This window comes from Shinella kummerowiae (genome assembly GCF_009827055.1).
GTDB classification, from domain to species: Bacteria; Pseudomonadota; Alphaproteobacteria; order Rhizobiales; family Rhizobiaceae; genus Shinella; species Shinella kummerowiae.
In genome coordinates this window covers 667,132-693,713 of sequence record NZ_WUMK01000001.1, presented here as the reverse complement: position 1 = coordinate 693,713, position 26,582 = coordinate 667,132, and the positions used below count along the sequence as shown (strand labels likewise).

At 63.1% G+C, this 26,582-nt stretch carries 23 protein-coding genes; 18 read left to right on the top strand and 5 right to left on the bottom strand.

What is annotated here, in order from left to right; genetic code table 11:
- The first annotated feature begins 31 nt into the window (after positions 1-31).
- Entirely contained in the window at positions 32-1,045 is a 1,014-nt protein-coding gene (locus GR138_RS03200; protein WP_160857148.1) for a phosphatase PAP2 family protein, read from the top strand.
- Positions 1,046-1,146: 101 nt separating this feature from the next.
- Positions 1,147-2,085 carry a KPN_02809 family neutral zinc metallopeptidase gene (gene ypfJ / locus GR138_RS03195; protein ID WP_160857147.1) on the top strand — a complete coding sequence of 313 codons (939 nt, stop codon included), beginning with the start codon at positions 1,147-1,149 and terminating at the stop codon, positions 2,083-2,085.
- A gap of 161 nt (positions 2,086-2,246) precedes the next feature.
- Here ypfJ and GR138_RS03190 read toward each other — a convergent pair whose 3' ends face one another.
- Positions 2,247-3,245, bottom strand: coding sequence for an aldo/keto reductase (locus GR138_RS03190; RefSeq protein WP_160857146.1), 999 nt, complete (start codon positions 3,243-3,245; stop codon positions 2,247-2,249).
- Between the two features lie 104 nt (positions 3,246-3,349).
- Between GR138_RS03190 and GR138_RS03185 the strand changes: the two genes are divergently transcribed.
- The 3 genes from GR138_RS03185 (at position 3,350) to GR138_RS03175 (ending at position 7,186) form a co-directional block, all read left to right on the top strand.
- Positions 3,350-4,252 carry a LysR family transcriptional regulator gene (locus GR138_RS03185; protein WP_160857145.1) on the top strand — a complete coding sequence of 301 codons (903 nt, stop codon included), beginning with the start codon at positions 3,350-3,352 and terminating at the stop codon, positions 4,250-4,252.
- A gap of 143 nt (positions 4,253-4,395) precedes the next feature.
- Positions 4,396-5,649, top strand: a complete 1,254-nt coding sequence (locus tag GR138_RS03180) for a TCR/Tet family MFS transporter (RefSeq protein WP_160857144.1) — start codon at positions 4,396-4,398, stop codon at positions 5,647-5,649.
- A 151-nt stretch (positions 5,650-5,800) separates the two neighbouring features.
- Positions 5,801-7,186, top strand: coding sequence for an MATE family efflux transporter (locus tag GR138_RS03175; protein WP_160857143.1), 1,386 nt, complete (start codon positions 5,801-5,803; stop codon positions 7,184-7,186).
- A gap of 130 nt (positions 7,187-7,316) precedes the next feature.
- Here GR138_RS03175 and carA read toward each other — a convergent pair whose 3' ends face one another.
- On the bottom strand, positions 7,317-8,525 hold the full coding sequence (gene carA / locus GR138_RS03170; protein WP_160857142.1) for a glutamine-hydrolyzing carbamoyl-phosphate synthase small subunit: 1,209 nt from the start codon (positions 8,523-8,525) through the stop codon (positions 7,317-7,319).
- A 324-nt stretch (positions 8,526-8,849) separates the two neighbouring features.
- On the opposite strand from carA, the gene GR138_RS03165 reads away from it, so the two are divergent.
- Positions 8,850-9,299: a GatB/YqeY domain-containing protein gene (locus GR138_RS03165; protein ID WP_202402478.1), complete on the top strand. Its 450-nt coding sequence runs from the start codon at positions 8,850-8,852 to the stop codon at positions 9,297-9,299.
- 127 nt (positions 9,300-9,426) lie between these two features.
- Here GR138_RS03165 and GR138_RS03160 read toward each other — a convergent pair whose 3' ends face one another.
- Positions 9,427-9,972 (bottom strand): GNAT family N-acetyltransferase, encoded by a 546-nt coding sequence (locus tag GR138_RS03160; RefSeq protein WP_160857141.1) that lies wholly within the window; start codon positions 9,970-9,972, stop codon positions 9,427-9,429.
- Between the two features lie 245 nt (positions 9,973-10,217).
- Between GR138_RS03160 and dnaG the strand changes: the two genes are divergently transcribed.
- Entirely contained in the window at positions 10,218-12,185 is a 1,968-nt protein-coding gene (gene dnaG, locus GR138_RS03155) for a DNA primase (protein WP_160857140.1), read from the top strand.
- 29 nt (positions 12,186-12,214) lie between these two features.
- On the opposite strand, the gene GR138_RS03150 is transcribed toward dnaG, so the two are convergent.
- Positions 12,215-12,598, bottom strand: coding sequence for a VOC family protein (locus GR138_RS03150; RefSeq protein WP_160857417.1), 384 nt, complete (start codon positions 12,596-12,598; stop codon positions 12,215-12,217).
- Between the two features lie 140 nt (positions 12,599-12,738).
- On the opposite strand from GR138_RS03150, the gene recQ reads away from it, so the two are divergent.
- Positions 12,739-14,604 (top strand): DNA helicase RecQ, encoded by a 1,866-nt coding sequence (gene recQ / locus GR138_RS03145; protein WP_420853610.1) that lies wholly within the window; start codon positions 12,739-12,741, stop codon positions 14,602-14,604.
- Between the two features lie 72 nt (positions 14,605-14,676).
- Positions 14,677-15,150 (top strand): VOC family protein, encoded by a 474-nt coding sequence (locus tag GR138_RS03140; protein WP_160857138.1) that lies wholly within the window; start codon positions 14,677-14,679, stop codon positions 15,148-15,150.
- 3 nt (positions 15,151-15,153) lie between these two features.
- Here the strand turns inward: GR138_RS03140 and GR138_RS03135 are convergent, their stop codons facing one another.
- Positions 15,154-15,924, bottom strand: a complete 771-nt coding sequence (locus tag GR138_RS03135) for an SDR family oxidoreductase (RefSeq protein ID WP_160857137.1) — start codon at positions 15,922-15,924, stop codon at positions 15,154-15,156.
- 115 nt (positions 15,925-16,039) lie between these two features.
- Here GR138_RS03135 and GR138_RS03130 point away from each other — a divergent pair, with 115 nt between their 5' ends.
- The 9 genes from GR138_RS03130 (at position 16,040) to GR138_RS03090 (ending at position 26,538) form a co-directional block, all read left to right on the top strand.
- Complete coding sequence (locus tag GR138_RS03130) at positions 16,040-16,768, top strand: class I SAM-dependent methyltransferase (protein ID WP_160857136.1); 729 nt, start codon at positions 16,040-16,042, stop codon at positions 16,766-16,768.
- 129 nt (positions 16,769-16,897) lie between these two features.
- Positions 16,898-17,353, top strand: a complete 456-nt coding sequence (locus GR138_RS03125) for a GFA family protein (RefSeq protein ID WP_160857135.1) — start codon at positions 16,898-16,900, stop codon at positions 17,351-17,353.
- A 37-nt stretch (positions 17,354-17,390) separates the two neighbouring features.
- Positions 17,391-18,578 (top strand): glycine C-acetyltransferase, encoded by a 1,188-nt coding sequence (locus tag GR138_RS03120; RefSeq protein WP_160857134.1) that lies wholly within the window; start codon positions 17,391-17,393, stop codon positions 18,576-18,578.
- Between the two features lie 33 nt (positions 18,579-18,611).
- The gene (gene tdh / locus GR138_RS03115) at positions 18,612-19,649 is read left to right on the top strand and encodes an L-threonine 3-dehydrogenase (protein ID WP_160857133.1); all 1,038 of its coding nucleotides are present in this window, start codon (positions 18,612-18,614) and stop codon (positions 19,647-19,649) included.
- Between the two features lie 13 nt (positions 19,650-19,662).
- A complete protein-coding gene (locus GR138_RS03110; RefSeq protein ID WP_160857132.1) occupies positions 19,663-20,010 on the top strand; it encodes a GFA family protein in 348 nt (115 codons plus the stop codon).
- 422 nt (positions 20,011-20,432) lie between these two features.
- Positions 20,433-22,487, top strand: a complete 2,055-nt coding sequence (gene rpoD / locus GR138_RS03105; protein ID WP_160857131.1) for an RNA polymerase sigma factor RpoD — start codon at positions 20,433-20,435, stop codon at positions 22,485-22,487.
- A 451-nt stretch (positions 22,488-22,938) separates the two neighbouring features.
- A complete protein-coding gene (gene eglC, locus GR138_RS03100; RefSeq protein WP_160857130.1) occupies positions 22,939-24,330 on the top strand; it encodes an endo-1,3-1,4-beta-glycanase EglC in 1,392 nt (463 codons plus the stop codon).
- Positions 24,331-24,411: 81 nt separating this feature from the next.
- A complete protein-coding gene (locus GR138_RS03095; RefSeq protein ID WP_160857129.1) occupies positions 24,412-26,055 on the top strand; it encodes an alpha/beta hydrolase in 1,644 nt (547 codons plus the stop codon).
- 129 nt (positions 26,056-26,184) lie between these two features.
- Entirely contained in the window at positions 26,185-26,538 is a 354-nt protein-coding gene (locus GR138_RS03090; protein ID WP_160857128.1) for a DUF1428 domain-containing protein, read from the top strand.
- Positions 26,539-26,582: the final 44 nt, after the last annotated feature.

Sequence of the window (26,582 nt, the reverse complement as noted above, 5' to 3'; positions counted from 1 at the left end):
AGAGGTACCGGTTAAATTGCCACATGGCGGATTGATCGGTCCCGTCTTTCTGCTTTCTTTACCTGTTTGCGCCTTCATGGAAACGGTTTGTCGAGACGCCGCCGGGGCAGGAATGAGCATCGCACGCGCACGTATTGTTCTGTTCGCCTTCGTGGGGCTCGCCTATGTCGTGGCGTTTCCAATCGTCTGGCTGCAAGGCATGGCGGTCGACTACGGTTCCTTCGGCGTGCTGCTGAAAGCGATCGTGTTGCCGGCGGCGGCCGGCATTCTCTACGCCATGTTTCGCCGCATGGAACCGATGCGCGTGGCGCTGGAAGCGATCCTCTGCGGCTTTCTTTTGATGATTCCGATTGGTCTGTGCAGCTACGCGGCCGTTGGCGCGAACTTTCCCTTGGCAGACGATGCACTCACTCAGATGGACAAGGCGCTCGGATTCGACTGGCGAACCTTCGTCGGCTTGGTTGACGCTCGTCCTGTATTCGCTACGGTCCTGGAATATGCCTATCAAAGCTTCACGCCGCAGCTTTTCCTGACACCGGTCTTTCTCGTGTTTGGCGGCAAACATGTCCGGGCCTATGCCATGGTTGCGGCCTATGGCCTGCTTTGTTTTGCGGCTTGCCTGATTTCCGTCTGGTTCCCGGCCATCGGTGCCTATGCTGCCTACGATATGTCCGCACTAGGCCTCAACAACATCGACACCTATTTCGGCTTTGCGTTTCTCGAACAGTTCAACGGTGTTCGCGGCGATCCGAGTTTTGCCTTCTCGCTGACGGAGATGATGGGCATTCTGACATTTCCCTCTGTGCATGCGGGCGTTGCGGTGATCTGTGCCTGGGCGTTGTGGGAGGTCCGACGCCTCAGATATCCGTTCCTCGTGCTCAATCTCTCTATGGGCATTTCTGCCATTACGCATGGTGGGCACTATCTCGTTGATGTCATTGCCGGCATCGGCGTCGCGGCGGTCGCGATTGCTCTCGTCACGGCCGTGTTCAGGCTCTCTCCCGGGCAAGGAGCGAACGAAGCGGCGGCGGCAACAGCGGCTTAGACTGTTGCCGCCATTGAATTTATAATGGTCCCTGTTATCTGAGGAAGCTGAGGGCACTTTTGTCCGCAGGAACGCCCAGAGGGTGAACGGGAGATCTCGCAATGGAATGGAAAGGTCGTCGGCAGTCGAGCAACATCGAGGACCAGCGCGGCGCCGGGCCTTCGGCAGGCGGAAGCAATCCGTTCGGTCGTGGTAATGGCGGTTTCCGCATTCCGATGGGCGGACGTCGCGCCGGCGGCGGCATGAGCATCGGCACGATCATCTTCCTCGTCGTCATCTATTTCGTTTTTAAGATGATGGGCATCGACCTGTTGCAGGTAATGGGCGAGGGCGGCGGCGGGCAGGTCAGCATGCCGGGCTTCGAGCAGACCGAAAGCGCCAGCCGGCGAACGTCGCCGCAGGAAGAAGAAACCAAGGCCTTCATGTCGACGGTGCTTGCCGAGACGGAAGACACCTGGAACGGCATCTTCCAGTCGGCCGGTGAAAAATACGAGGAGCCGAAGATGGTGCTCTTCTCGGGCTCTGTGCAGTCGGCCTGCGGCTTTGCCTCGGCGGCCTCCGGCCCGTTCTATTGCCCGGGCGACCGCAAGGTCTATCTCGACATGAGCTTCTTCGATGAGCTCGCCAACAAGTTCGATGCGGCCGGCGACTTCGCCCAGGCCTATGTCGTCGCGCACGAGGTCGGCCATCACGTGCAGAACCTCACCGGCGTGCTGCCGCGCTTCAACCAGCAGCGCCAGCGCATGAGCGAGGTGGAAGCCAACCAGATGTCGATCCGCGTCGAGCTTCAGGCCGATTGCTACGCCGGCATCTGGGGCAAGTACACGCAGCAGAAGGGCTTGCTCGAGAGCGGCGATCTGGATGAAGCGCTGAACGCCGCGACCCAGATCGGCGACGACACGTTGCAGAAGCGCATGCAGGGTTATGTGGTGCCGGAAAGCTTCAACCACGGCACGTCCGATCAGCGCCGTCGCTGGTTCAAGCGAGGCTTCGACACGGGCCGCGTCGATGCCTGCGATACGTTCAAGGGCGATGTCTGATCCGTTGCTCCGGTGCAATGAAACCAAAACCCCAGCCGCTACCGTCATCCTCGGGCTTGACCCGAGGATCCATCAACGCCCGTGGCGTGGATGGTCGGGTCAAGCCCGACCATGACGAAAGAGAGGTTGGTCTTATATCCATTGCAACGGAGTGAGGCGGATCACGTCCGTTTTTCGCTGTCCATATGGACGAGCTGGGCGGCCGGGTAACGTTCGCCGGCGGCCGCGTCCTTTGGCATAGCGGCCTCCATGGCGGCAAGATCCGTTTCGCTGAGCGTGACCTGTTGCGACCCCAGCGCCTCCACCAACCGGTCGCGGCGGCGTGCACCGACCAGCGGCACGATGTCCGCGCCCTGTGCCGCCACCCAGGCGATGGCGAGTTGGGCGACGCTTGCACCTTTCTCCTCCGCCACGCGGCGCAGCGCCTCAACCAGGGCGAGATTGCGGTCGACATTGCCCTCCTGGAAGCGCGGGCTCATGGTGCGGAAATCGCCGCCGGCGGTTGCACCCTTCTGCCAATGGCCGCTGATCAGGCCGCGTGACAGCACGCCATAGGCGGTGACGGGAATGCCGAGGGCCCGGCAGGTCGGCAGGATGTCGTCCTCGATGCCGCGGGAGATCAGCGAGTACTCGATCTGCAAATCCGAGATCGGATGTATGGCGGCCGCGCGGCGGATCGTTTCCGAGCCGACTTCCGAAAGCCCGATATGGCGGATATAACCGGCCTTCACGAGGTCGGCGAGGGCGCCGATGGTTTCCTCGATCGGCACGTTCGGATCGAGACGGGACGGCCGATAGATGTCGATATGGTCGGTGCCGAGCCGTTGCAGGGAATAGGCGAGAAAGTTCCGGATCGCCGCAGGGCGGGAATCATAGCCGCTCCATATGCCGTCCGGTCCGCGCAACGCACCGAACTTCACGCTCAGCACCACATCCTCGCGGCGGCGCTCCTTCAGCGCCTCGGCGATCAGCATCTCGTTGTGGCCCATGCCGTAGAAATCACCGGTATCGAGCAGGTTGATGCCGGCGTCCAATGCGGCGTGGATGGTGGCGATGCTTTCTGCCCGGTCGGCCGGGCCATACATGCCGGACATGCCCATGCAGCCAAGCCCGAGTGTGGAAACGGTGGGGCCGGTTTTGCCGAGGGTTACGGTTTTCATGGCGTCTCTCCTGTGATCTGCCTTCTGGTCGACGCTCTTTTACCGCGTCCGGCTTTGTGCGATAATCCGGCCTCTGCTTGACAAGCCGTGCGGATATCCGAACAATGAGTTCCATTCCCCTTGCCGATCTCGACGCCTTTGTCGCGATCGCCCGCGTGAAAAGTTTTCGCGCTGCGGCAAAACTGCGCGGCGTCTCCGCCTCGACACTGTCCGAGGCCATGCGGCGGCTGGAGGCGCGGCTCGACCTTCGCCTGTTCAACCGCACGACGCGCAGCGTGACCCTGACGGATGCCGGCGAGCGTCTGCTCGAACGGCTGGCGCCGGCGCTGTCCGAGGTCGAGGCGGCGATCGATGGCGTCAATAGCCTTCGCGACCGCCCGGTTGGCCGGCTGCGGCTCAACGTGCCGGGCATTGTTGCCCGCTTCGTGCTGCCGCCGATCGTCACGCCCTTTCTCAAGGCCTATCCGGGCATCACGCTGGAAGTCGCCTCCAACGATGCGCTGGTGGATGTGCTGGCCGCGGGTTTCGACGCCGGGATACGTTATGAAGAAGCGCTGCACCAGGATATGATCGCCGTGCCGATCGGCCCGCGCCGCCAGCGTTTTGTGGTGGCGGCCGCGCCCTCCTATCTTGCCGAACACGGCGTGCCGGAACATCCGCGCGACCTGATGCAGCATCGCTGCATCCTGCACCGCTTCGCAAGCGGCCGCGTCCTGACCTGGCTGTTCGAGCGGGGAGAGGAGAGGGTGTCGATCACGCCGCCGGCCTGCCTGATCTCGGAATCGAACGAGGTCGAGCAGCATGCGGCCGTCGCCGGTCTTGGCATCGTCTGCACGTTTGAGGAATTCTTGGCGCCCGGCCTTGCCTCCGGTGCGCTGCAGGTGGTGATGCCGGACTGGATCCAGACGTTCTCCGGTCCCTTCCTCTATTATCCGAGCCGCACCCTGATGCCCGTTCCGTTGCGCGCCTTCGTGGATTTCGTGAAGGCAAACCCCTGGGTCGAGTGACATGTGGGATCAGCAAAATGTATCGGATTCATCAAAAAGTTTCCGATGTTCACGGATTGTTTCGCGTAGAAAAGTGAAATAGAACTCTCTGCCTGACGTTTTCGCCCGCCCGGTCGGGCTCTGATCATTCCAGAGGGCATAGCATGATCGATGCCAGGACCACCCGGCGCGGGCTCTCCCTCGTCTTCATGATCATGTTCCTCGATGTGATCGGCATCGCCATCATCATGCCGGTTCTGCCGACCTATCTGCGCGAGCTGACGGGTGACAGCATCAGCGAGGCGGCGATTGATGGTGGCTGGCTGCTGCTCGTCTATGCCGGCATGCAGTTCCTGTTCGCGCCGTTCATCGGCAACCTGTCCGATCGTTTCGGCCGGCGGCCGGTGCTGCTCGCGTGCATTCTCACCTTCGCCATCGACAACCTCATCTGTGCGCTCGCGACGAGCTACTGGATGCTCTTCGTCGGCCGGGTGCTGGCCGGCATCAGCGGCGCGAGCTTCGGCACGGCCGCCGCCTATATCGCCGACGTCTCGACCGATGAAACGCGTGCGAAAAACTTCGGATTGATGGGCATTGCCTTCGGCACGGGGTTCGCGCTCGGGCCGGTGGTCGGCGGCCTGCTTGGCGAGTTCGGGCCGCGCGTCCCGTTCTATGGCGCGGCGGCGCTTGCCTTCCTCAATTTCGTCGCGGCCTGGTTTCTGCTACCCGAGAGCCTGGAACCCGCCAACCGCCGCCGCTTCGAGTTCTCCCGTGCCAATCCGCTTGGCGCGCTCCTCCAGATGCGCAACTATCCCGGCGTGCTGTGGATCGGACTCGTCTTCTTCTGTTACTGGCTGGCGCACGCCGTCTATCCCTCCGTCTGGTCTTTCGTCGCCGCGTTCCGCTATGGCTGGAGCGAAGGACAGATCGGCCTGTCGCTCGGTGTTTTCGGCATCGGCGGCGCCATCGTCATGGCTTTCGTGCTGCCGCGTGTCGTGCCGAAGCTCGGCGAATATCGCACGGCGGTGCTCGGCCTTTCCTTCTCCATGCTGGGTCTTGCCGGCTACGGTGCGGCCTGGCAGGGTTGGATGGTCTATGTCGTGATCGCCTGCACGGCGCTGGAAAGCCTGGCGGATCCCCCTTTGCGCTCCATCGCTTCGGCCCGCGTGCCGCCGTCGGCGCAAGGGGAGTTGCAGGGCGCGCTCACCAGCGTCTCCAGCTTCACCACGATCATCGGGCCGCTGATCTTCACGCAGGTGTTCAGCCACTTCACCGGGCCTCAGGCGCCGGTGGTGTTTGCCGGCGCGCCCTATGCGCTCGCCGCGGTGATCCTGCTCGTCGGTCTGGCGATCTTCGCGGTGAAGCTGCGTGGTGCCGGTGCTGGCCCGGCGGAGACTTTGGCGCCGGAAAACGCCTGAAGCGCCTTCAAACGTGACGTTTTGACGAAATTTTTGCCGGAATCGGGAGCGAAAAGCCCGGTTTCGCGCGGATTTGATGAAAACATCAAATCTATTCGATTGATCGCGGCCGGAACTTGTGATCCGAAGCAACGCGAAAGTGAGAACTATCATGCACATCGCCACGCATCGCGAGGACAATAGCTGGGCCGCCCATTTCCGGACGACCTTTACCCTCGGCGTGCCGTTGATCGGCGCGCAGCTCGCCCAGCTCGGCATTCACACGACGGATGTGGTCATCCTCGGTCGGCTCGGTGCTGCGCATCTGGCGGCGATCGTGCTGTCGAGCCAGTTCTTCTTCACCATCTTCATCCTCGGCTCGGGTTTTGCCAATGCCGTCATGCCCATGGTGGCGCAGGCCTATGGCCGGGGCGACACCGTTTCCGTGCGCCGCTCGGTGCGCATGGGTATGTGGGTGGTGCTGCTCTATTCCGTGCTGATGATCCCGCTCTTCTACAGCGCTGAAAGCATCCTGCTTTACTCCGGCCAGAAGCCGGAAGTGGCGGCCCTTGCCGGCAATTATCTGAAGATCGCGCAATGGGGCATGGGCCCGGCGCTACTCTTTATGACGCTGCGTGGCCTCGTCAGCGCGCATGGCCGGGCCGGCATCGTGCTCTATGTCACGTTCACCATCCTGACGGTCAACGCGATCCTCGCCTACGCCCTGGTGCTCGGCCATTTCGGTCTCCCGGCGCTCGGCATGGAGGGGGCGGCCATCGCCTCCGTCGTCGTCAACGTACTGAGCTTCCTGCTGATCACCGCCTATATCCAGTCGCGTGCCGACATGCGCCGCTACGAGCTCTTCGTGCGCTTCTGGCGGCCGGACTGGCAGGCTTTTCGCGAGGTCGTTCATCTCGGCCTGCCGATCGGCCTGACCATGCTGGCAGAGGTCAGCCTCTTCACCGGGGCCTCGCTTCTGATGGGCAATATCGGCACGCTGGAGCTTGCCGCCCATGGCATCGCGCTGCAGCTCGCCTCCATCGCCTTCATGATCCCGCTCGGCCTGGCGCAGGCCGGCACGGTGCGTGTCGGCGTAGCCCATGGCCGGGGTGATCATCTCGGCGTCGTGCGCGCCGCCTGGGCCGTGCTCATCGTCGCCGCGGTCATCGCCGTCGGTGGCGGCATCCTCTTCGCCGTCATTCCGACGACGCTCGCCTCGATCTTCCTCGACAAGGCGGGCAGGGATTCGGCGGCCGTGCTCGCCATCGCCGGCCCCTTCGTGGTGATTGCCGGTGTCTTCCAGCTCGTCGACGGCTTGCAGGCGATCGCCGCCGGCCTGTTGCGTGGCCTGAAGGATACGCGCATCCCGATGATCCTGGCGCTGATCTCCTACTGGCCGATCGGTTTTCTTGCCGCCTGGTTCTTCGCCTTCCCGGCCGGTTTCGGCGGCATCGGCGTCTGGTTCGGCTTCCTCGCCGGCCTCGCCGCCGCGTCGGTTTTGCTCAACTGGCGTTTTTATCGGCTGGTGCGGCAGAGAGCTGTCGTTCGCCCAGCATGAGCCGTCGCTCCCCTATGGGAGCGTGGCCGGCGGCAGCAAGCCGCGCTTGGGGGCAGCGGCAGGTTTCTAGGATGCCAAAACTAAAAGGCCCCGGACATTGTCCGGGGCCTTGATTGTGTGGTGGGGACGCTTACGCCCGCTCTGGAATGGCCTCTTCACCCTTCTTCTCACGCACCAGGTTGATGAAGCGGCGGAAGAGGTAGTGGCTGTCCTGCGGGCCGGGGGAGGCTTCCGGGTGGTGCTGGACGGAGAAGACTGGCTTGCCGGTGAGGCGCAGGCCGCAGTTCGAGCCGTCGAACAGCGAGATGTGGGTTTCTTCGACACCGGCGGGCAGCGAGGACGAGGCGACGGCGAAGCCGTGGTTCATCGAGACGATCTCGACCTTGCCCGTCGTGTGGTCCTTCACCGGGTGGTTTGCGCCGTGGTGGCCCTGGTGCATCTTTTCGGTGGTGGCACCGACGGCGAGACCCAGCATCTGGTGGCCGAGGCAGATGCCGAAGACCGGGATGCCGGTTTCGATCAGCCTCTTGATGACCGGCACGGCATATTCGCCGGTGGCGGCCGGATCGCCCGGGCCGTTCGAGAGGAAGATGCCGTCCGGCTTCTGGGCGAGCACCTCGTCAGCGCTCGTTGTTGCCGGCATGACGGTGACCTTGCAGCCGAGGCCGGCGAAGAGGCGCAGGATGTTACGCTTCACGCCATAGTCGAGCGCGACGATGTGGTATTTCACGTCGGCATCCGCGAGGTCTTCGGCACCCTCGTTCCACACCCAGGGCTTTTCGCTCCAGCGCGCGGACTGGCCGGAGGAGGCGACCTTGGCGAGATCGAGGCCGACGAGACCGCTCCAGGCCTTGGCTTCCGCCTTCAGCGTCTCGATGTCGAAGACGCCGTTCGGGTCGTGGGCGATCACCGCGTTCGGTGCGCCGTTTTCGCGGATCCAGGCGGTCAGCGCGCGCGTGTCGATGCCGGAGAGGCCGATGATGCCGCGGGCCTTCAGCCAGGCGTCGAGGTGCTTCGTGGCGCGGTAGTTCGACGGCTCGGTGATATCGGCCTTGAAGATCGTGCCGACGGCGCCGTGGCGGGCGGCGGGCGTCAGGTCTTCGATATCCTCGTCATTGGCGCCGATATTGCCGATATGCGGGAAGGTGAAGGTGACGATCTGGCCGAGATAGGAGGGGTCGGTGAGGATTTCCTGGTAGCCGGTCAGTGCCGTGTTGAAGCAGACTTCCGCCGTCACCTTGCCGGTGGCGCCGATGCCCTTGCCTTCGATCACCGTGCCGTCGGCAAGGACGAGCAGGGCGGTTGGCTTTTCGGTGGTCCATGCGGGGGTCGAGGTCATGAGCATCCCTTTTCCGGAGCCGGGGTGCCAAGGCTTGAAAGCCAAGGGACCGGGCACCATTTAAGTCGCAGGCAAGGGCGCGCGGAAACCCGCGTTGGTTCGCCCTGATTGCCAAATTTCGTGCAGGTGCCGGAAAATAGACAAAGCGGATGACGGGGTCAACCGCCGCCTGTGGATTGCGTGGAAATATAAAGCGAGTAAATTCAATCGCTTATGCAATCCGTTTGCGACCGCCCCCTTCGTCGGTCTATGAGCATGCACGAGAAGGCACAATCGAAGACCGTCCGGACAACCGGCGCCGGGCGGCTTCCAATGGAGAAAATGATGCGCGAGCAATTCGCAAATGCGTTGAAGGATGCGCTGAAGGCAAAGGATTCCTGCCGCGTTTCGACGCTCAGGTTGATCCAGGCAACGATCAAGGATCGCGATATCGCCAACCGCGGCATGGGCAAGGGCCCGGTCGAGGCGGACGAAATCATGCAGATCCTGGCCAAGATGATCAAGCAGCGCGAAGAATCGGCGAAAATCTTTGCCGACAACGGCCGCCCGGAGCTTGCCGCTCAGGAGCGCCAGGAAATCGTTGTCATCGAAAGCTTCATGCCGGCGCAGATTCCCGAAGAGAAGATGAAGGAGCTCTGTGCGTCCCTGGTCAGCGAGACCGGTGCACATGGCCTGCGCGACATGGGCAAGTGCATGAATGCGCTCAAAGAACGTTATCCCGGCCAGATGGACTTCGCCAAGGCCTCCGGTGTGGTGAAGGAACTGCTGAAATAAGAATCCCGGCTCCGCACGAGCCTTGGATACCGATCATTCTCTGTGGCGAAACTTGGATTTTGCCACAGAGTCCCCGCAGGGCTTTTCAGTGCCTGCGTTCGTTACGAACCACCGGATTTTCAAGCGGTCAGGATCGCGTCCAGCGATAGAGCCATCCGTCCGTCGCCAGCCCCTTCGCGGCAAGCTGGATATGCGCAGGCAACAGTTTGATGCGCGCGAGGCCGATTTTTTCCAGCACCTTCAGGCTGGCAATATGCTGCGTGGCACAGCAGGTCGCGACGTCCGACAGGCCCGATTCGTTGACGACCCAACTCATGACGGCTTTTCCCGCTTCTGTCGCAAACCCGTGCCCCCAATGGGTCGTGCCGATTCCATAGTGGATTTCGGCCGATGTGTTGTCGATCAGCATGAGGAACAACCCGATCGCCTTGCCTTCCGGAAGAAGGATGGTCCAGGCGAAACGGTTGTTATCCAGCCATTTGCCTGCTCCCCAGGTCTCTATGACAGCGAGCGTTTGCGCAGGCGACGAATGCTCGCGGCGCTGAAGGTAAAGCGCGGCCTCAGGCTGTCCGGTATATGCCTCGAACAGGCTTTCGGCGTGTTCAGATCGAGCGGCCTGCAATGTCAGCCGGGGCGTTGTAAACGAGAGGGGCGGTATGATCGGAATTGCCATCACCTTCCAGAGTTCCCAGTTCCGAATGCCATATCGGTTCTGCGCGAGAACAAAAACACCGAAATTGCGCGATAGGTACTGTTCCGTGGTTCGATCTGGTGCGCCGGCGCCAACGACCTATTCCCTCAAAAGAGAATGGATCAAGCGGCGCTTCGGCACTCTGCCCCTGTGAATTGCTGTGGGTGGGCGACTATTGCTGGCGGCGGGCCACCGGCATGGTTATATGAAGCCTGACCGAGGGACCCATGCGCTTTTCCAACGCCTTCCTAGACGAGATTCGTGACCGCGTTTCCATTTCGGACGTGATCGGCAGGCGCGTGACCTGGGACCGCCGCAAGACCAATGTCTCGCGCGGTGACTATTGGGCGTGCTGCCCGTTCCACGGCGAAAAGTCGCCGAGCTTCCACTGCGAGGATCGCAAGGGCCGCTACCATTGTTTCGGCTGCGGCGTTTCCGGCGATCATTTCCGCTTCCTCACCGATCTCGACGGGCTGTCGTTCCCGGAAGCCGTGCAGCAGATCGCCGATCTTGCCGGCGTCGCCATGCCGCAACCGGATCCGCAGGCCGAGCTGCGCGAGAAGGAGCGCATGGGCCTCGTCGAGGTCATGGAAATGGCGACCGGATTCTTCGAGGACCAGCTTCAGACACCGGCCGGCGCGAAGGCGCGCGCCTATCTGCGCGATCGCGGCCTGACGGGGCGCACCATTGAGACGTTCCGGCTCGGTTTTGCGCCGGAGAGCCGCAATGCGCTGAAGGAATTCCTGGCCGGCAAGGGCGTGCCGAAGGAGGCGATCGAGGCGTGTGGCCTCGTCGTGCACGGACCGGAGATTCCGGTCTCCTATGACCGCTTTCGCGATCGCATCATGTTCCCGATCCTGTCGATCCGGGAAAAGGTCATCGCCTTCGGCGGCCGCGCCATGTCGCCGGATGCGCCGGCGAAGTATCTGAATTCCAACGAGACCGAGCTGTTCCACAAGGGGAGCGTGCTCTACAATCACGCCCGTGCCCGCAAGGGTGCGCAGGGCGCCGACGGCCCGGGCACCATCATTGCCGTCGAAGGTTATATGGACGTGATCGCGCTCCATCAGGCGGGCATCGAGAATGCGGTGGCGCCGCTCGGTACGGCGCTCACCGAAAATCAGCTCGAATTGCTGTGGAAGATGACGCCGGAGCCGGTGCTGTGCTTCGATGGCGACGGTGCGGGCATCCGGGCGGCCAACCGCGCCGCCGATCTGGCGCTGCCGTTCATCAAGCCGGAGCGCACCGTTCGCTTTGCTTTGCTGCCGGACGGCAAGGACCCGGACGATCTGGTGCGCCACGAGGGGCGCGCGCCCTTCGACAAGGTGATGGCCGGTGCCCGACCGCTTGCCGAGATGATCTGGGGCCGCGAGGTGCAGGGCGCGAATTTCGACACGCCGGAAAGCCGCGCGGCGCTGGAAGCGCGCCTGCGCCAGGTGACCGCCGTGATCGCCGACGAGGACGTGCGCCGGCACTATCAGCAGAACATGCGCGACCGGCTGAACACTTTCTTCCGTCCCGCACAGCGTCAGGGCGGCGGCACCTTTTCCGGCAACCGGCAGGGCAAGGGCGGCGGGCGCAACGCATCGCAGGCCAATACCGCTCCGACCGGCATCTCCGACCGGCTGATGCGTTCGGCGCTGGTGCGCGGCGCGCAGGATCTGCCGGCATTGCGCGAAAGCGTGCTGGCGCTCACCGTGGTCAACCATCCCGGCCTGCTGTTCAGCGACTACGATGAAATCGCCATCATCGAATACGAGAACCGCGACCTGCAAAGGCTGTGGTCGGCCCTCATCGGCATCGCCGGGGCCATTGGCACCAGGCTCGAGCGCGACCGGCTGATCGAGGAGCTGGAGGCTGTCGGTTTCGACACGGTGCTGAAAACGCTCGAACAGCAGGTCCGCAATTCCCGTCTGTGGACCGCGACAGTGGAAGCCGCCCCCGAGGACGCCCGCGAAGGCTACCTGCAGGCGCTGGCTCTGCACAAGCGCACCCGCGCGCTGCTCTGGCAGCGCCGCGAGCTGGAACGGGAACTCGCCGTCTCGACCGAAGAGGGTGACGGCGAACGCGTGCCGCAGATTCTCCGTGCGCTGCAGGAGGTGCAGCAGGAGACCGTGCGACTGGAGAATCAGGAGGCGATCATCGAAGGTTTTGGTGTGCTGTCCGGGCGGGTGAAGGGGCCAGCGGCGCGTTAGCGCCGCTTTATGTCGCCCACATCCCGCCGTCAGCCGTTGAAGACGATCGCCAGCTTGTTGCCCGAAGGATCGCGCACATAGGCGGAGTACCAGTCCGGCCCGTATTGCGGACGGGGACCGGGCGCGCCGTCGTCGGTTCCGCCATGGGCGAGCGCTGCGGCGTGGAAGACGTGTACGTCGTCGTGTGACGCTGCCGGAAAACCGATCATCGTGCCGTTTCCGGCACTTGCCTCCTCGCCATTGAACGGCGTGCAAAGCCAGAGCGTGAAGCCCTTTTCTTCGCCGCCCTGGGTGTAGCCGCGCCATCCCGGGAAATCGGACTGGACCGCCCAGCCGATCGTCGAGAGCACCGCATCGTAGAATGCCGTCGTCGCCGCGGCGTCGGATGTGCCGAGTGTCGCATAGAGATCCATCATCGTTCTCCTCCCTCATTGTGTGCAACTTTATCTTGAATTAAGAACAAATCAAGAACATTATGGATGGAGGATGAAAGTTGCCTGTGGAGCGCTTGTCGAGGGTCCCATGCCTGGCCGAATGGAGATAGAACGTGCTCATGATGACCCAGACCAGATCCTCCAGTCCCGTTGCCGCCCTGTTCGATGCGCCGTCGGCCCGCCCTCTGGACGTGCTGAAGCGCGTCTATGGCTATGATGCCTTCCGCGGCAAGCAGCAGGCGGTCATCGAGCGCGTGACGGCTGGCGGCGACGCTGTCGTGCTGTTCCCGACCGGTGCTGGCAAATCGCTGTGCTTCCAGATTCCGGCCCTCTGCCGCGACGGCGTGGGCATCGTCATCTCGCCGCTCATCGCCCTGATGCGCGACCAGGTGGAGGCCTTGAAGCAGCTCGGTGTCAGGGCGGCGGCCCTCAACTCATCGCTCTCCCGCGAGGAATATTTCGCGGTGCGCGACGCGATGCACACCGGCGATCTCGACATGCTCTACGTGACGCCAGAGCGCATCGTGACGGAGGGCTTTGCCGAACTCGTCGCCGATGTGCGGATTGCGCTCTTCGCCATCGACGAAGCGCATTGCGTTTCGCAATGGGGGCATGATTTCCGGCCGGAATACCGTACGCTCGGCATGCTGGGCGAGCGTTATCCCGGCGTGCCGCGTGTGGCGCTCACGGCGACGGCGGACCCGCACACCCGCGAGGACATCATCGAGCGCCTGGGACTTCAGGACGCCGATGTCTTCACCACCAGCTTCGACCGGCCGAACATCGCCTATGAGATCGCCGAGCGCGATCAGGCACGCCAGCAACTGCTGCGTTTCCTGTCACGCCATCAGGGGGCGAGCGGCATCGTCTATTGCCTGTCGCGCGCCAAGGTGGAGGACACGGCGGAGTGGCTGAACACGCAGGGCATTCGTGCGCTGCCCTATCATGCCGGTTTCGACCGCGCGGTGCGCGACGCCAACCAGGATGCGTTCCTGAAGGAGGAAAATCTCTGCCTGGTCGCGACTGTTGCCTTCGGCATGGGCATCGACAAGCCGGATGTGCGCTACGTCGCCCATCTCGACCTGCCGGGTTCGGTGGAGGCCTATTACCAGGAGACCGGCCGCGCCGGGCGTGATGGCCTGCCGTCCGAGGTCTGGATGGCCTACGGCATGGCCGACGTCGTCCAGCGCCGCAAGATGATCGACGAGGGCAATGCGGCCGATGAGATAAAACGCATCGAGCGCGCCAAGCTGATGGCGTTGCTCGCCATCTGCGAGACGGCAGGCTGCCGCCGCAAGGCGATCCTCGCGCATTTCGGCGAGTCCCATGTGGGCCAGTGCGGGAATTGCGATACCTGCCGCAATCCGGTCGAGACCTGGGACGGCACCGAAGCCGCCATAAAGGCGCTCGCCGCCATCTACCGCACCGGCGAACGGTTCGGCGCGGCCCATGTCATCGATGTGTTGCAGGGGACGGTGAACGAAAAGACCGAGCGCTTCGGCCATACCGGCATGCCTGTCTTCGGGGCGGGCAGCGATGTCCCGCCGCGCATCTGGCAGTCGATCTTTCGGCAATTGCTGTCCATGGGGCTGATCAGCGTCGATCATTCGGCCTATGGAGCGCTGAAGCTGGAGCCGGACGCGCGTGCCGTCTTCCGCCGCGAGCGCGAGGTTTTGTTCCGCAAGGACCGGCCGCAGACGGGACGCAAGGCGAAAGCCGGCGGTTCTCCGGCCGCCCGTGAGCGGTCGAACCTCACCGGCTCCGACCGCGAGCTTTTCGAGGCATTGCGTGCCGAGCGCCTCGCCATCGCCAAGGACCTCGACGTGCCACCCTATGTCGTCTTCCCGGATACGACCCTGATCGCGCTTGCCAAGGAGCGGCCGCGCGACCGGGAGGAGCTTCTCGACATTCCCGGCATCGGCCTTTCTAAGCGCGACCGGTTCGGCGACGCCTTCCTTGCCGTCATCGAGGACTTCGCCGGCTAGATTTTCGTAGCGCCTGTCGGAACGTTCATCCGCCGTTCGTCCTTGTGTCTGTTCAGCAAGGAGGACGTCGCCATGAAAGTCACGCAACATCTGTGGTTCGAAAAGGACATGGAGGCCGCCATCGGCTTCTACACGTCGCTCATCCCGGGCTCATCCGTCCAGTGGATTTCACCGCTTCTGGCCGAAACGCCGAGCGGTCCGCCCGGCAGCGTGAAGGTCGCGAGCTTCACGCTCGGCGACCAGCGCTACATGGCGATCGAGGCGGGGCCGCTCGACCCGTTCAACCACAGCTTTTCCATCATGGTCGAATGCGAAACGCAGGGCGACCTTGACCGGCTGTGGGATGCGCTGAAGGCGGGCGGTTCGGTGGAGCAATGCGGCTGGCTGAAGGACCGCTGGGGCCTCTCCTGGCAGATCGCGCCGACACGGCTCGGCGAGTTGATGAGCGATCCGGACCAGGCGAAAGTCAAGCGTGTTACCGAGGCGATGCTGACGATGGTGAAGCTGGACATTGCCGGGCTGGAGGCGGCAGCCGCGGGGCTCTGAGCCTCACATCCTGACCGTCATCCCGCCGTCCACAACCAGCACATGGCCGTTGACGAAGGAGGCCGCGTCGCTCGCCAGGAACAGGGCGGCGCCGGCGATTTCGTCGGGGCGGGCCCAGCGCTGGACGGGGATGCGCTGGCGCACGAAGGGCATCAGGTCCTCGTTGGCGGCCATCGCCGCATTGGTCTCGGTGGCAAACCAGCCCGGCGCGATGGCGTTGCTGGTGATGCCGAAAGCCCCGTACTCCACGGCCATGCTGCGCATCAGGCCGGTGAGGCCCTGCTTGGCAGCCGGGTAGACGCCGTCGTTCGGCATGGCGACATGCCCGCCGATCGAGGTGATCGCGATCAGCCGGCCGTGACCGTTGCGTTTCATGAGGGCGGCCGCGTCGCGCGAGAGGCTGACGGCGGCGGCTAGGTCGGTGCGGATGAGGTCGTCGATGGCCTCGTCGTCCATCTCGGCCAGCGGACGTCGGTCGCGGGCGCCGACATTGTTGATGAGCACGTCGAGCCGGCCGTGCCGGCACTCGATATCGGCAAGCATTACGCGCTGGGCGGCGCGGTCGGCGATGTCGAAGGCGGCTGCCGCCGCGCTGCCGCCGAAGGCTGCAATCTTCGCCACGGCCTCGTCGAGCGTCGCTGCCGTTCGGCCCGTCACCACGACATGCGCGCCGGCTTCCGCCAGGGCCTTGGCGATCTCGAAACCGATGCCGCGCCCGCCGCCGGTCACGATGGCCACGCGGCCTTTTTGGGAAAACCTGTCCAGTATCGTCATGGTGCGTCCTTTCGCAACGCCACCGGATAGCGGCAAGCGGCGTCTGTCAAGCCCGCCGGGCGGGGTTTGCCCTCCGGCGAAAAGACGCTATGTCCGCCTGGAAAGGACGTTTCCCATGGCGCAGAACATCTATGACCAGCCCGCCTTCTTTGAGGGCTACAGCAACCTTCCCCGCTCGGTTCACGGGCTTGCGGGTGCTGCGGAATGGGGCTCGGTGCGCGCGCTGCTGCCCGATCTTGCGGGCAAGCGCATCGTCGATCTCGGCTGCGGCTTCGGCTGGTTTTCGCGTCATGCGGCGGAGCAAGGGGCCGCAAGTGTGCTGGGCCTCGACTTGTCGGAAAACATGATCGCCCGCGCCAGGACGGAGACGGTGTCGCCCGCCGTGCGCTACGAAATTGCCGATCTCGACCAGCTGGACTTGCCGGAAGGTGGCTTCGACCTCGCCTATTCGTCGCTTGCCTTTCACTATGTCGCCGATTTCGACCGGCTGGCGCGGAGCATCCACGCGGCATTGGTGCCAGGCTCGTCCTTCGTCTTCACCATCGAACATCCGATCTACATGGCGCCGTCGAAGCCCGAATGGGCCGAGGTCGGCGGTGCTACGGTCTGGCCGGTGGATGGCTACCTCGTCGAAGGATCGCGCACGACGGACTGGCTCGCCAAGGGTGTCGTCAAATATCACCGCACGCTCGGCACGACGTTGAATGCGCTGATTGGCGCGGGTTTTGTCATTCGCCATGTGGAGGAGTGGCGGCCGAGCGCGGCGCAGCTTGCGGAGCATCCGGAATGGCAGGTGGAACTGAACCGGCCGATGTTCCTGCTGATCGCCTGCGATCGTCCCTGAAACATCCAAAAGAGCAGCCGCGACCCTTTACGCGGCCTGCCGCTGCGCTAGAACTATCGCGTAGAGACAAATCGCCGGCATCACGAGCAAAAGAACAAGCCGGCGTGCATCGGAAGGGAAGCCGAACCTATGACTCGACTGAAATTGCCGCTCGATGGCGCCTGCCGCTGCGGGCGGGTGAAGATCCGCATCAGCGCGCCGCCGATGATTACCATGGCCTGTCATTGCACGGGCTGCCAGCGCATGTCGGGCAGCGCCTATTCGCTGAGCGCGGCGATCCCGACGGAAGGGTTTGCCGTCATCGAGGGTGAACCCGTCGTGGCTGGCGCCAGCCCGGAAGCGGGCCATCATTTCTGCCCGGACTGCATGACATGGATGTTCACGCGGCCGCAGGGGCTCGATTTCTTCGTCAATGTGCGGCCGACCATGCTCGACGATATAAGCTGGTACAGCCCCTTCGTGGAAACCTATACGAGCGAAAAGCTCGCCTGGGCGACGACGCCTGCCAAGCACAGCTACGAAAAATTCCCCCCAATGGAGGATTTCGAACCGCTGATGGCCGGTTATGCGGCGACAATCGCCTGAATCATTGAACCGTTCTCAAAGCCGAGAGTGTTTAGCCATGACCTCCGCCTTCATCGCCCATCTGCAATCCGAACTTGACGGCCTCAAGTCCGCCGGTCTCTACAAATCCGAGCGCGTCATCACCTCCAAACAGGCCGGCGAAATCGCCGTCGCGTCCGGCGAGCGCGTGCTGAATTTCTGTGCCAACAACTATCTCGGCCTTGCCGATAACGAAGACCTGGCCGACGCCGGAAAGAAGGCGCTCGACCGCTACGGTTACGGCATGGCCTCCGTGCGCTTCATCTGCGGCACGCAGGAGGAGCACAAGCAGCTCGAGGCGCGCATCTCGTCGTTCCTCGGGCTCGAGGACACGATTCTCTATTCCTCCTGCTTCGATGCCAATGGCGGTCTCTTCGAAACGCTGCTGGGCGAAGATGACGCCATCATCTCCGACGCCTTGAACCATGCCTCGATCATCGACGGCGTGCGGCTCTCCAAGGCGAAACGCTTCCGCTATGCCAACAACGACATGGCGGCGCTGGAGGAGGAACTGAAGAAGGCGGAGGGGTCGCGTTTCAAGATGATCGCCACGGACGGCGTCTTCTCGATGGATGGCATCATCGCCAACCTTCAGGGCGTCTGCGACCTTGCCGAAAAATACGGCGCCATGGTCATGGTTGACGACAGCCACGCGGTCGGTTTCGTCGGAAAACACGGCCGTGGCTCCGCCGAACATTGCGGCGTGGAAGGCCGTGTCGATATCATCACCGGCACGCTCGGCAAGGCGCTCGGCGGCGCGTCCGGCGGCTATACGTCCGGTAAGCGGGAGGTCGTCGAATGGCTGCGCCAGCGCTCGCGGCCCTATCTCTTCTCCAACACGCTCGCCCCGGTTATCGCGGCCGCCTCGCTGAAGGTCTTCGACCTGATCGACAACGGCGATGCGTTGCGCCAGCGCCTCTATGCCAATGCGGACCTGTTCCGCACGGAGATGACGAAGCTCGGCTTTACCCTGGCGGGCGAGGGGCATGCGATCATTCCGGTCATGCTGGGCGATGCCACGCTCGCGCAGGAGATGGCCTCGCGCATGCTGGCGAAGGGCGTCTATGTCGTTGGCTTCTCCTTCCCTGTCGTGCCGCGCGGCCAGGCGCGCATTCGCACCCAGATGTCGGCCGCACACAGCGAGGCGGATGTCCGCAAGGCGATCCAGGTCTTTGCCGAGGTCGGCCGCGAACTGGGCGTCATTTAAAGAGTCTTCTGAATCCCTTGTGGAGATTTCGTCATGTCGAACATGATGCGTGCGCTGGTTAAAGCGAAACCTGAAGTCGGCCTCTGGATGGAGACTGTTCCGGTGCCGGAGGTCGGGCCGAACGATGTGCTCATCCGGGTGAAGAAGTCGGCAATCTGTGGCACGGACGTGCATATCTGGAACTGGGACCATTGGGCCCAGAAGACCATTCCGGTGCCGATGGTCGTCGGCCATGAGTTCGTCGGCGAGATCGCCGAGGTCGGTTCGTCGGTCACCAAGTATCACGTCGGCGAGCGTGTCTCGGGCGAGGGGCACATCGTCTGCGGCAAGTGCCGCAATTGCCGGGCCGGCCGCGGGCATCTGTGCCATTACACCAAAGGTGTTGGCGTCAACCGACCGGGCTCCTTCGGCGAGTTCGTCTGCATTCCCGAGCACAATGTCGTGCCGATCCCCGACGAGGTGCCGGACGAGGTGGCGGCGATCTTCGATCCGTTCGGCAATGCCGTGCACACCGCGCTCTCCTTCGATCTGGTGGGCGAGGATGTGCTCGTCACCGGCGCCGGCCCCATCGGCATCATGGGCGCGATGGTCGCCAAGCGTTCGGGTGCGCGAAAAGTCGTCATCACCGATATCAATCCCCTTCGCCTAGACCTCGCCCGCAAGGTCGGCATCGACTATGTCGTCGATGCGTCGAAGCAGGACCTGGCCGAAGTGATGACCGAGATCGGCATGACGGAAGGCTTCGACGTCGGGCTTGAAATGTCCGGTGCGCCGCCGGCCTTCCGCTCGATGATCGACACGATGAACAATGGTGGCAAGATCGCCATTCTCGGCATCGCGCCGGATGGTTTCGGCATCGACTGGAACAAGGTGATCTTCAAGATGCTGACGCTGAAGGGCATCTACGGCCGCGAGATGTTCGAGACCTGGTACAAGATGATCGCCTTCGTGCAGGGCGGGCTCGACCTCTCGCCGATCATCACCCACCGCATCAGGATCGACGAATTCCGGGATGGTTTCGAGGCGATGCGCTCGGGCAATTCCGGCAAGGTCGTGATGGATTGGTACTGAGAGGAGCTTTGCGATGAAATACGAAGGCAGCTGCCATTGCGGCAATATCGCGTTTGAAGTGGACGGCGAGTTCGACACGGGGCTCGACTGCAACTGTTCCCTGTGCCGCCGGCGCGGTGGGCTGCTTGCCTTCGTGCCTGCGGATCAGTTCACGTTGACGACGCCTGCGGAGAGCGTCTCGACCTACACCTTCAACCGCCATGTCATCGAACATCATTTCTGCGCCAAGTGCGGTATCGCGCCCTACGGCGAGGGCAAGGATCCGAAGGGAAACAGCATGGCGGCGATCAATCTGCGCTGTATTCCGGCGATCGATCTTGAGACACTGACCATCACCAAGGTGGATGGACGCTCGTTCTGAAACTCTGGCGTGCGAATCGGTGTGCGTGCAGGATTGGCGGGCAAAGACGGCGGCTCTTGTCTTTCCGGGATTTGCGCCTACATGAAGGCTCAATCACCCGGATCCGCCGACTTGTCCGCTCGCGAACCCGAATCGTAACCTTTTGCGGCTTTTTTGCCGGAAAAGCTTGACGGAACCGAAAATTCTGGGAATCACCATTGTTGGCGAGCAAGGAATGGGTACGGCAGATCGGGAAGTCATGTCAATTGTGTTGCCTCGGCAACATATCCATAGTCCCGCGGGCCGGGATGTGGTTAATCAGGATTTAATTGTCAATCCGTTAGGTCAGGGGCGCTGAAAAGCGATTACGCATGCCGAAGGGCGATCGGCTGCGGAAACCCTAACCGCTTGAAAACTGGATGCTCAGGAAAGCGACGAAATAAATGGCGACAAAGGTCAAAGAGAACGAGGAAGTCGAAAACGAACGCGAAGGCGCATCCGACGGCCCACTTCTCGATCTTTCCGATGATGCAGTCAAGAAGATGATCAAGGCCGCCAAGAAGCGCGGCTATGTCACGATGGACGAGCTGAATTCTGTCCTGCCCTCCGAGGAAGTGACCTCGGAGCAGATCGAGGACACGATGGCCATGCTCTCCGACATGGGCATCAACGTCATCGAGGACGAGGACGCCGAAGAGGCGACCCAGGGCGGCGAAGACGAGGCGAGCGACGACGACAGCGAAGGCGAGGGCGGCGAGATTGCCCCTTCCAGCGGCACGGCGCTTGCGACGGCCAAGAAGAAGGAGCCGACCGACCGCACGGACGATCCGGTTCGCATGTACCTGCGCGAAATGGGTTCCGTTGAACTCCTGTCGCGCGAGGGCGAAATCGCCATCGCCAAGCGCATCGAAGCCGGCCGCGAGACGATGATCGCCGGCCTCTGTGAGAGCCCGCTGACGTTCCAGGCCATCATCATCTGGCGGGATGAACTCAACGAAGGCCAGACGCTGCTGCGCGAGATCATCGACCTCGAGACGACCTATTCCGGTCCCGAGGCGAAGGCTGCCCCGCAGTTCCAGAGCCCGGAAAAGATCGAGGCCGACCGCAAGGCCGCCGAGGAAAAGGAACGGACCCGCAAGCCACGCGCTGCCAACGACGACGACATCACCAATGTCGGCGGCGACAGCATGCCGGCGGAGGAAGAGGAAGAGGACGACGACGAGTCGAACCTGTCGCTCGCCGCCATGGAAGCGGAACTGCGTCCGCAGGTCATGGAAACGCTCGACACGATCGCCGAGACCTACAAGAAGCTGCGCAAGCTGCAGGACCAGCAGGTGGAAGCCCGTCTGCAGGCGACCGGTACGCTGTCGCCCGCCCAGGAGCGCCGCTACAAGGAGCTCAAGGACGAGCTGATTACGGCCGTCAAGTCGCTGTCGCTCAACCAGAACCGCGTCGACAGCCTCGTCGAGCAGCTATACGACATCTCCAAGCGCCTGATGCAGAACGAGGGCCGCCTGCTGCGCCTTGCCGAAAGCTATGGCGTCAAGCGCGACTCGTTCCTGGAGCAGTATTCCGGTGCGGAACTCGATCCGAACTGGATGAAGTCGATCGCCAATCTGGCCGCCCGCGGCTGGAAGGAATTCGCCAAGAGCGAAAACACGACGATCCGCGACATCCGCCAGGAGATCCAGAACCTCGCCACGGAAACCGGTATCTCGATTGCCGAATTCCGCCGCATCGTCTCGATGGTGCAGAAGGGCGAGCGCGAAGCCCGTATCGCCAAGAAGGAGATGGTGGAAGCCAACCTCCGTCTCGTGATCTCGATTGCCAAGAAGTACACCAACCGTGGCCTTCAGTTCCTCGATCTTATCCAGGAAGGCAATATCGGCCTCATGAAGGCGGTCGACAAGTTCGAGTATCGCCGCGGCTACAAGTTCTCCACCTACGCGACGTGGTGGATTCGTCAGGCGATCACCCGCTCGATCGCCGACCAGGCGCGCACGATCCGCATTCCGGTGCACATGATCGAGACGATCAACAAGATCGTCCGCACCTCGCGTCAGATGCTGCACGAGATCGGCCGCGAGCCGACGCCGGAAGAGCTGGCCGAAAAGCTCGCCATGCCGCTCGAAAAGGTCCGCAAGGTCCTGAAGATCGCCAAGGAGCCGATCTCGCTCGAAACCCCGGTGGGTGACGAAGAGGATTCGCATCTCGGTGACTTCATCGAGGACAAGAACGCGCTGCTGCCGATCGACGCCGCCATCCAGGCGAACCTGCGCGAGACGACGACCCGCGTGCTGGCCTCGCTGACGCCGCGCGAAGAGCGTGTCCTGCGCATGCGCTTCGGCATCGGCATGAACACCGACCACACGCTCGAAGAAGTCGGTCAGCAGTTCTCGGTTACCCGCGAACGTATCCGCCAGATCGAAGCGAAGGCGCTGCGCAAGCTCAAGCACCCGAGCCGGAGCCGCAAGCTCCGCAGCTTCCTCGACAGCTAAGGCTGTCGGATCGCGGATCCGCAAAAATGAAGCCGGGCCTCGTGCCCGGCTTTTTGTTTTTGCACAGGGCCTCGAACAATTTTGGCCTCCGCCAGAACCCGCTAATTGAGGCTCTGGTTTAATCCCCTGAAACTCAAGAACTCTCGTGGCCAGTCTACCGGCTTTTCCCAGTTTCAATGTGCCGGAATGGGTGACGCTGGATTAACGCGGGACGGCTTGTGTCGCGCCTTGGGACACCCGCGCCGCAATCGCCGATGGCTAAAAAACTTCCGCAACATATTGTTTTTCCGATGGTATTTTGGGTGTGATCGGTGGGTGTCCCCTCTCGCCACCAGCCTGCCCGAGGCGCCGGCCGATTCGACGCGTTCGCCCGCCACTGCTAGCCTGATCGCACCCTATGGATGACGAGCGCATCGCTGGGAGGAGCGTGCGCGCAACGGAGACTGGATAGATGGCCGGAAGCATTCTGAACGCCCTTGGCGTCGCCCTTCACTACAGCGGTGGCTCTTCGGCATGGTTTTCCGCCACTGGCTCAGGCCCCAGGCTTAACGGCACGGCCAGGAACGACTCGATGTGGGGCGATGGCGCGGTCGATGTCACGATGGCCGGCGGCACCGGCGACGACATCTACTACCTCTATTCGGCGCGCAATCGGGCGTTCGAGACCGCGGGTGAGGGGATCGACACGATCTCCACCTGGATGAGCTATACGCTTCCGGCGCATATCGAGAACCTGACCGTCACGGGCCATGGCCGCTACGCATTCGGCAACGATCTCGACAACATCGTCACCGGCGGGTCCGGCAGCCAGACGATCGGCGGCGGTGCGGGCAACGACGTGCTGATCGGTGGCGGCGGGGCTGACATCTTCGTCATCCGCAAGGGCGATGGCAGCGATCTTGTCACGGACTTCGGCGCGGACGACACGTTGCGCCTCGATGGCTACGGACTTACCTCTTTCGCCGGCGTGCTGTCCGCCATGCGCCAGGAGGGAGACGACGTGCGTCTTGCGCTCGGTGGTGGTGAGAGCTTTGTCTTCGCCGACACGACGATCGCCGATTTCCGGGCCGATCAGTTTCGCCTCGCGCTCGACCGGTCGGCGCTGGCGCTGACCTTCGTGGACAATTTCAATGGGCTGAGCCTTTCGGACGACGGCGGCACCTGGGATGCCCGCCATTGGTGGGCGCCGGAAAAGGGCGCGACCCTGACCGAAAACGGCGAAAAGCAGTGGTATGTGAATCCCTCCTACGGCCCGACCTCGTCGGTCGATCCCTTCTCGATCGATGATGGCGTCCTGACGATCACAGCACAGAAGACGCCCGAGGATATCCGCCCGATCATCGACGGTTACGAATACACGTCCGGCATGCTGACGACCCATTCGTCGTTCTCCCAGACCTACGGCTACTTCGAGATCCGCGCCGACATGCCCGACGAGCGCGGAACCTGGCCGGCCTTCTGGCTGCTGCCTGCGGACGGCTCCTGGCCGCCGGAACTCGACGTGGTGGAAATGCGCGGCCAGGACCCCAACACGGTGCATGTCACCGTGCATTCGAACGAGACCGGCGAGCGCACCTCGATATCCGATGCCGTCACGGTCGACGATACCGGCGGCTTCCACACTTACGGTGTGCTCTGGACGCCTGAGAAGATCGTCTGGTATTTCGACGACGTTGCGGTCGCCAGCGCCGACACCCCAAGCGACATGCACGACCCGATGTACATGATCGTCAACCTGGCGGTCGGCGGGGTGGCAGGCACGCCCGATGCCGGGCTCAACGACGGCGCCGAGCTGAAGGTCGACTATATTCGCGCCTATGCCCTGGACGACTGGCTGGTGTAGCGGCCGCCGTGGTTCCTTGCGCCTGCATGCTCCCCATGCAAGTCTGACGGCGAAATGACGAATGCGGGAGCGCTCAAGGGAATGCTGAAGCGGATTGCGGGTTTCGCGGGTTTTTCCGCTGCGGGCTTGATTGTCGGTACATTGCTTTTCGCCGCGTCGCTGACGCCGAGCCTGTTGCCGCGCACCTATGTCACGCAGGGCCTGCTCTCCGGGGTCGCCATGGCGTGCGGCTATGGCCTTGGCGTGCTGCTGTCCGCGCTGTGGTTCTGGCTGGAACTGCCGGAGCCGAAGGACCGTGCGCGGCTGGGGCTGAAGGCGATAGCCGGTGGCGCCTGTGGTCTTGTCGTGCTGGTCTTCCTGTGGCGCACGGCCGAATGGCAGAATTCCATCCGCACGCTGATGCACCTGCCGCCGATCGAGACGGCGCATCCGTTCTATGTTGGCCTCATCGCGCTTGCGGTGTTCCTCGTCTTTCTTGCCCTGGGGCGCCTCTTTGCGCTGTTCGTGCGGCTGTTTGCCAGCACGTCGCGCCGCGCGGCCCCGCGGCGGCTCTCCTACGTCATCGGCACGGCGCTTGCCGCCACGCTGTTCTGGACCTTGGCTGACGGCCTGCTTGTGCGTTTCGTGCTGCACACGGCCGATTCCTCCTTCCGCCGGCTCGACCAGGTGATCGAGCCCGATACGGCAGAACCGTCCGGGCCGCTGAAATCGGGAAGTGCTGCCTCGCTGGTACGCTGGGACGAGCTTGGCCGCATGGGTCGGTCCTTCGTGGCGAGCGGTCCGACGGCGGCGGAGATTTCCGCCTTCACCGGCAAGCCGGCCATCGAGCCGCTGCGGGTCTATGCCGGCCTCAATGCCGCCGAGACGCCGGAGGCCCGGGCGAGGATCGCGCTGGACGAACTGATCCGCGTCGGCGGCTTCGAGCGCTCGACTCTGCTGATCGTCATGCCGACCGGCACCGGCTGGGTCGATCCCGAGGGCATCGATACGGTCGAGTACCTGCACCACGGCGACATCGCCAGCGTCGCCATCCAGTATTCCTATCTCGCAAGCTGGCTCTCGCTGCTTGCCGAGCCGGACTACGGCGCCGAAGCGGCGCGCGCGCTCTTCCACGCCGTCTATGGCCATTGGACGACGCTGCCGAAGGAGAGCCGCCCCAAACTCTATCTCTACGGCCTCAGCCTCGGGGCGCTGTCGTCGGAGCAATCGGCGGAGCTCTTCGAGGTGATCGGCGATCCCTATCAGGGTGCGCTTTGGGCCGGCCCGCCGTTTCCAAGCCGGATCTGGCGCAAGATGACGGCGGATCGCAATCCCGGCACGCCAGCCTGGCTGCCGCGCTTCCGCGACGGCTCCTATGTGCGCTTCACCAGCCAGCGCAACGTTCTGCCGGAGGCGGGCGACCATTGGGGGCCGATGCGCATCGTCTACCTGCAATATGCCAGCGACCCGATTGTCTTTTACGACCCCTATTCCTTCTACCGCCAGCCATCCTGGATGGACGTGCCACGCGGACCGGATGTCTCGCCGGATTTCCAGTGGTATCCGGTGGTGACCTTCCTGCAATTGACACTCGATATGGCCATGGCGACGACGACCCCGATGGGCTTGGGGCATGTCTATGCCGGTGAGCACTATATCGATCCGTGGATTGCGGTGACGGATGTCACGGACTGGAGCGCGGCGGACATTGCGCGGCTGAAGGAGAAGTTTCGCGCGGGACGGTGAGGGGGGCGAGAGGCTGGTCGATGTCCGGTTTCAGGGCTCCGGACCATGCTGATAAAAAAATCTGCCCCCTTGTCGGATCGGCGGCGTGATCCACGTCCTTGTCATGTTCAAAACAAGGAGGAGACGATCATGACCTATGTCGATGGATTTTTGCTCGCCGTGCCGAAGGCCAATGTCGAAGCCTACAAGGAGATGGCGCGCACGGCGGGTGCCGTCTGGAAGAAGCATGGCGCGATCGACTATGTCGAGTGCATCGGCGATGACGTGCCCTATGGCGAACTCACCTCGTTCCCGCGCGCCGTGCAGGCAAAGGAGGACGAGATCGTGATCTTCGCCTGGATCACCTATGAATCGCGTGCCCGGCGTGATGAAATCGTCGCCAAGGTCATGGAGGACGAACGCCTCAAGGGCGACGACTGGAAGGATGTCTTCGACGGCAAGCGCATGATCTTCGGCGGCTTCCAGGCCTTCCTCGAGTTGTGAGCAGGGGCTGGCTGCGCTATCACTGCGCTGGACAGTTTTGCAAA

Bases quoted from the DNA above. Each gene is read 5' to 3' on its own strand.
- carA (WP_160857142.1), bottom strand. From the start codon at position 8,525: ATGACCTCGACCCCCGCATGGACCACCGAAAAGCCAACCGCCCTGCTC.
- GR138_RS03150 (WP_160857417.1), bottom strand. From the start codon at position 12,598: ATGGATCTCTATGCGACACTCGGCACATCCGACGCCGCGGCGACGACG.
- rpoD (WP_160857131.1), top strand. From the start codon at position 20,433: ATGGCGACAAAGGTCAAAGAGAACGAGGAAGTCGAAAACGAACGCGAA.
- GR138_RS03140 (WP_160857138.1), top strand. From the start codon at position 14,677: ATGAAAGTCACGCAACATCTGTGGTTCGAAAAGGACATGGAGGCCGCC.
- dnaG (WP_160857140.1), top strand. From the start codon at position 10,218: ATGCGCTTTTCCAACGCCTTCCTAGACGAGATTCGTGACCGCGTTTCC.
- GR138_RS03125 (WP_160857135.1), top strand. From the start codon at position 16,898: ATGACTCGACTGAAATTGCCGCTCGATGGCGCCTGCCGCTGCGGGCGG.
- GR138_RS03135 (WP_160857137.1), bottom strand. From the start codon at position 15,924: ATGACGATACTGGACAGGTTTTCCCAAAAAGGCCGCGTGGCCATCGTG.
- GR138_RS03185 (WP_160857145.1), top strand. From the start codon at position 3,350: ATGAGTTCCATTCCCCTTGCCGATCTCGACGCCTTTGTCGCGATCGCC.
- GR138_RS03095 (WP_160857129.1), top strand. From the start codon at position 24,412: ATGCTGAAGCGGATTGCGGGTTTCGCGGGTTTTTCCGCTGCGGGCTTG.
- recQ (WP_420853610.1), top strand. From the start codon at position 12,739: ATGATGACCCAGACCAGATCCTCCAGTCCCGTTGCCGCCCTGTTCGAT.
- GR138_RS03160 (WP_160857141.1), bottom strand. From the start codon at position 9,972: ATGGCAATTCCGATCATACCGCCCCTCTCGTTTACAACGCCCCGGCTG.
- GR138_RS03180 (WP_160857144.1), top strand. From the start codon at position 4,396: ATGATCGATGCCAGGACCACCCGGCGCGGGCTCTCCCTCGTCTTCATG.
- GR138_RS03120 (WP_160857134.1), top strand. From the start codon at position 17,391: ATGACCTCCGCCTTCATCGCCCATCTGCAATCCGAACTTGACGGCCTC.
- tdh (WP_160857133.1), top strand. From the start codon at position 18,612: ATGTCGAACATGATGCGTGCGCTGGTTAAAGCGAAACCTGAAGTCGGC.
- GR138_RS03190 (WP_160857146.1), bottom strand. From the start codon at position 3,245: ATGAAAACCGTAACCCTCGGCAAAACCGGCCCCACCGTTTCCACACTC.
- GR138_RS03130 (WP_160857136.1), top strand. From the start codon at position 16,040: ATGGCGCAGAACATCTATGACCAGCCCGCCTTCTTTGAGGGCTACAGC.
- GR138_RS03175 (WP_160857143.1), top strand. From the start codon at position 5,801: ATGCACATCGCCACGCATCGCGAGGACAATAGCTGGGCCGCCCATTTC.
- eglC (WP_160857130.1), top strand. From the start codon at position 22,939: ATGGCCGGAAGCATTCTGAACGCCCTTGGCGTCGCCCTTCACTACAGC.
- GR138_RS03165 (WP_202402478.1), top strand. From the start codon at position 8,850: ATGCGCGAGCAATTCGCAAATGCGTTGAAGGATGCGCTGAAGGCAAAG.
- GR138_RS03110 (WP_160857132.1), top strand. From the start codon at position 19,663: ATGAAATACGAAGGCAGCTGCCATTGCGGCAATATCGCGTTTGAAGTG.
- GR138_RS03090 (WP_160857128.1), top strand. From the start codon at position 26,185: ATGACCTATGTCGATGGATTTTTGCTCGCCGTGCCGAAGGCCAATGTC.
- ypfJ (WP_160857147.1), top strand. From the start codon at position 1,147: ATGGAATGGAAAGGTCGTCGGCAGTCGAGCAACATCGAGGACCAGCGC.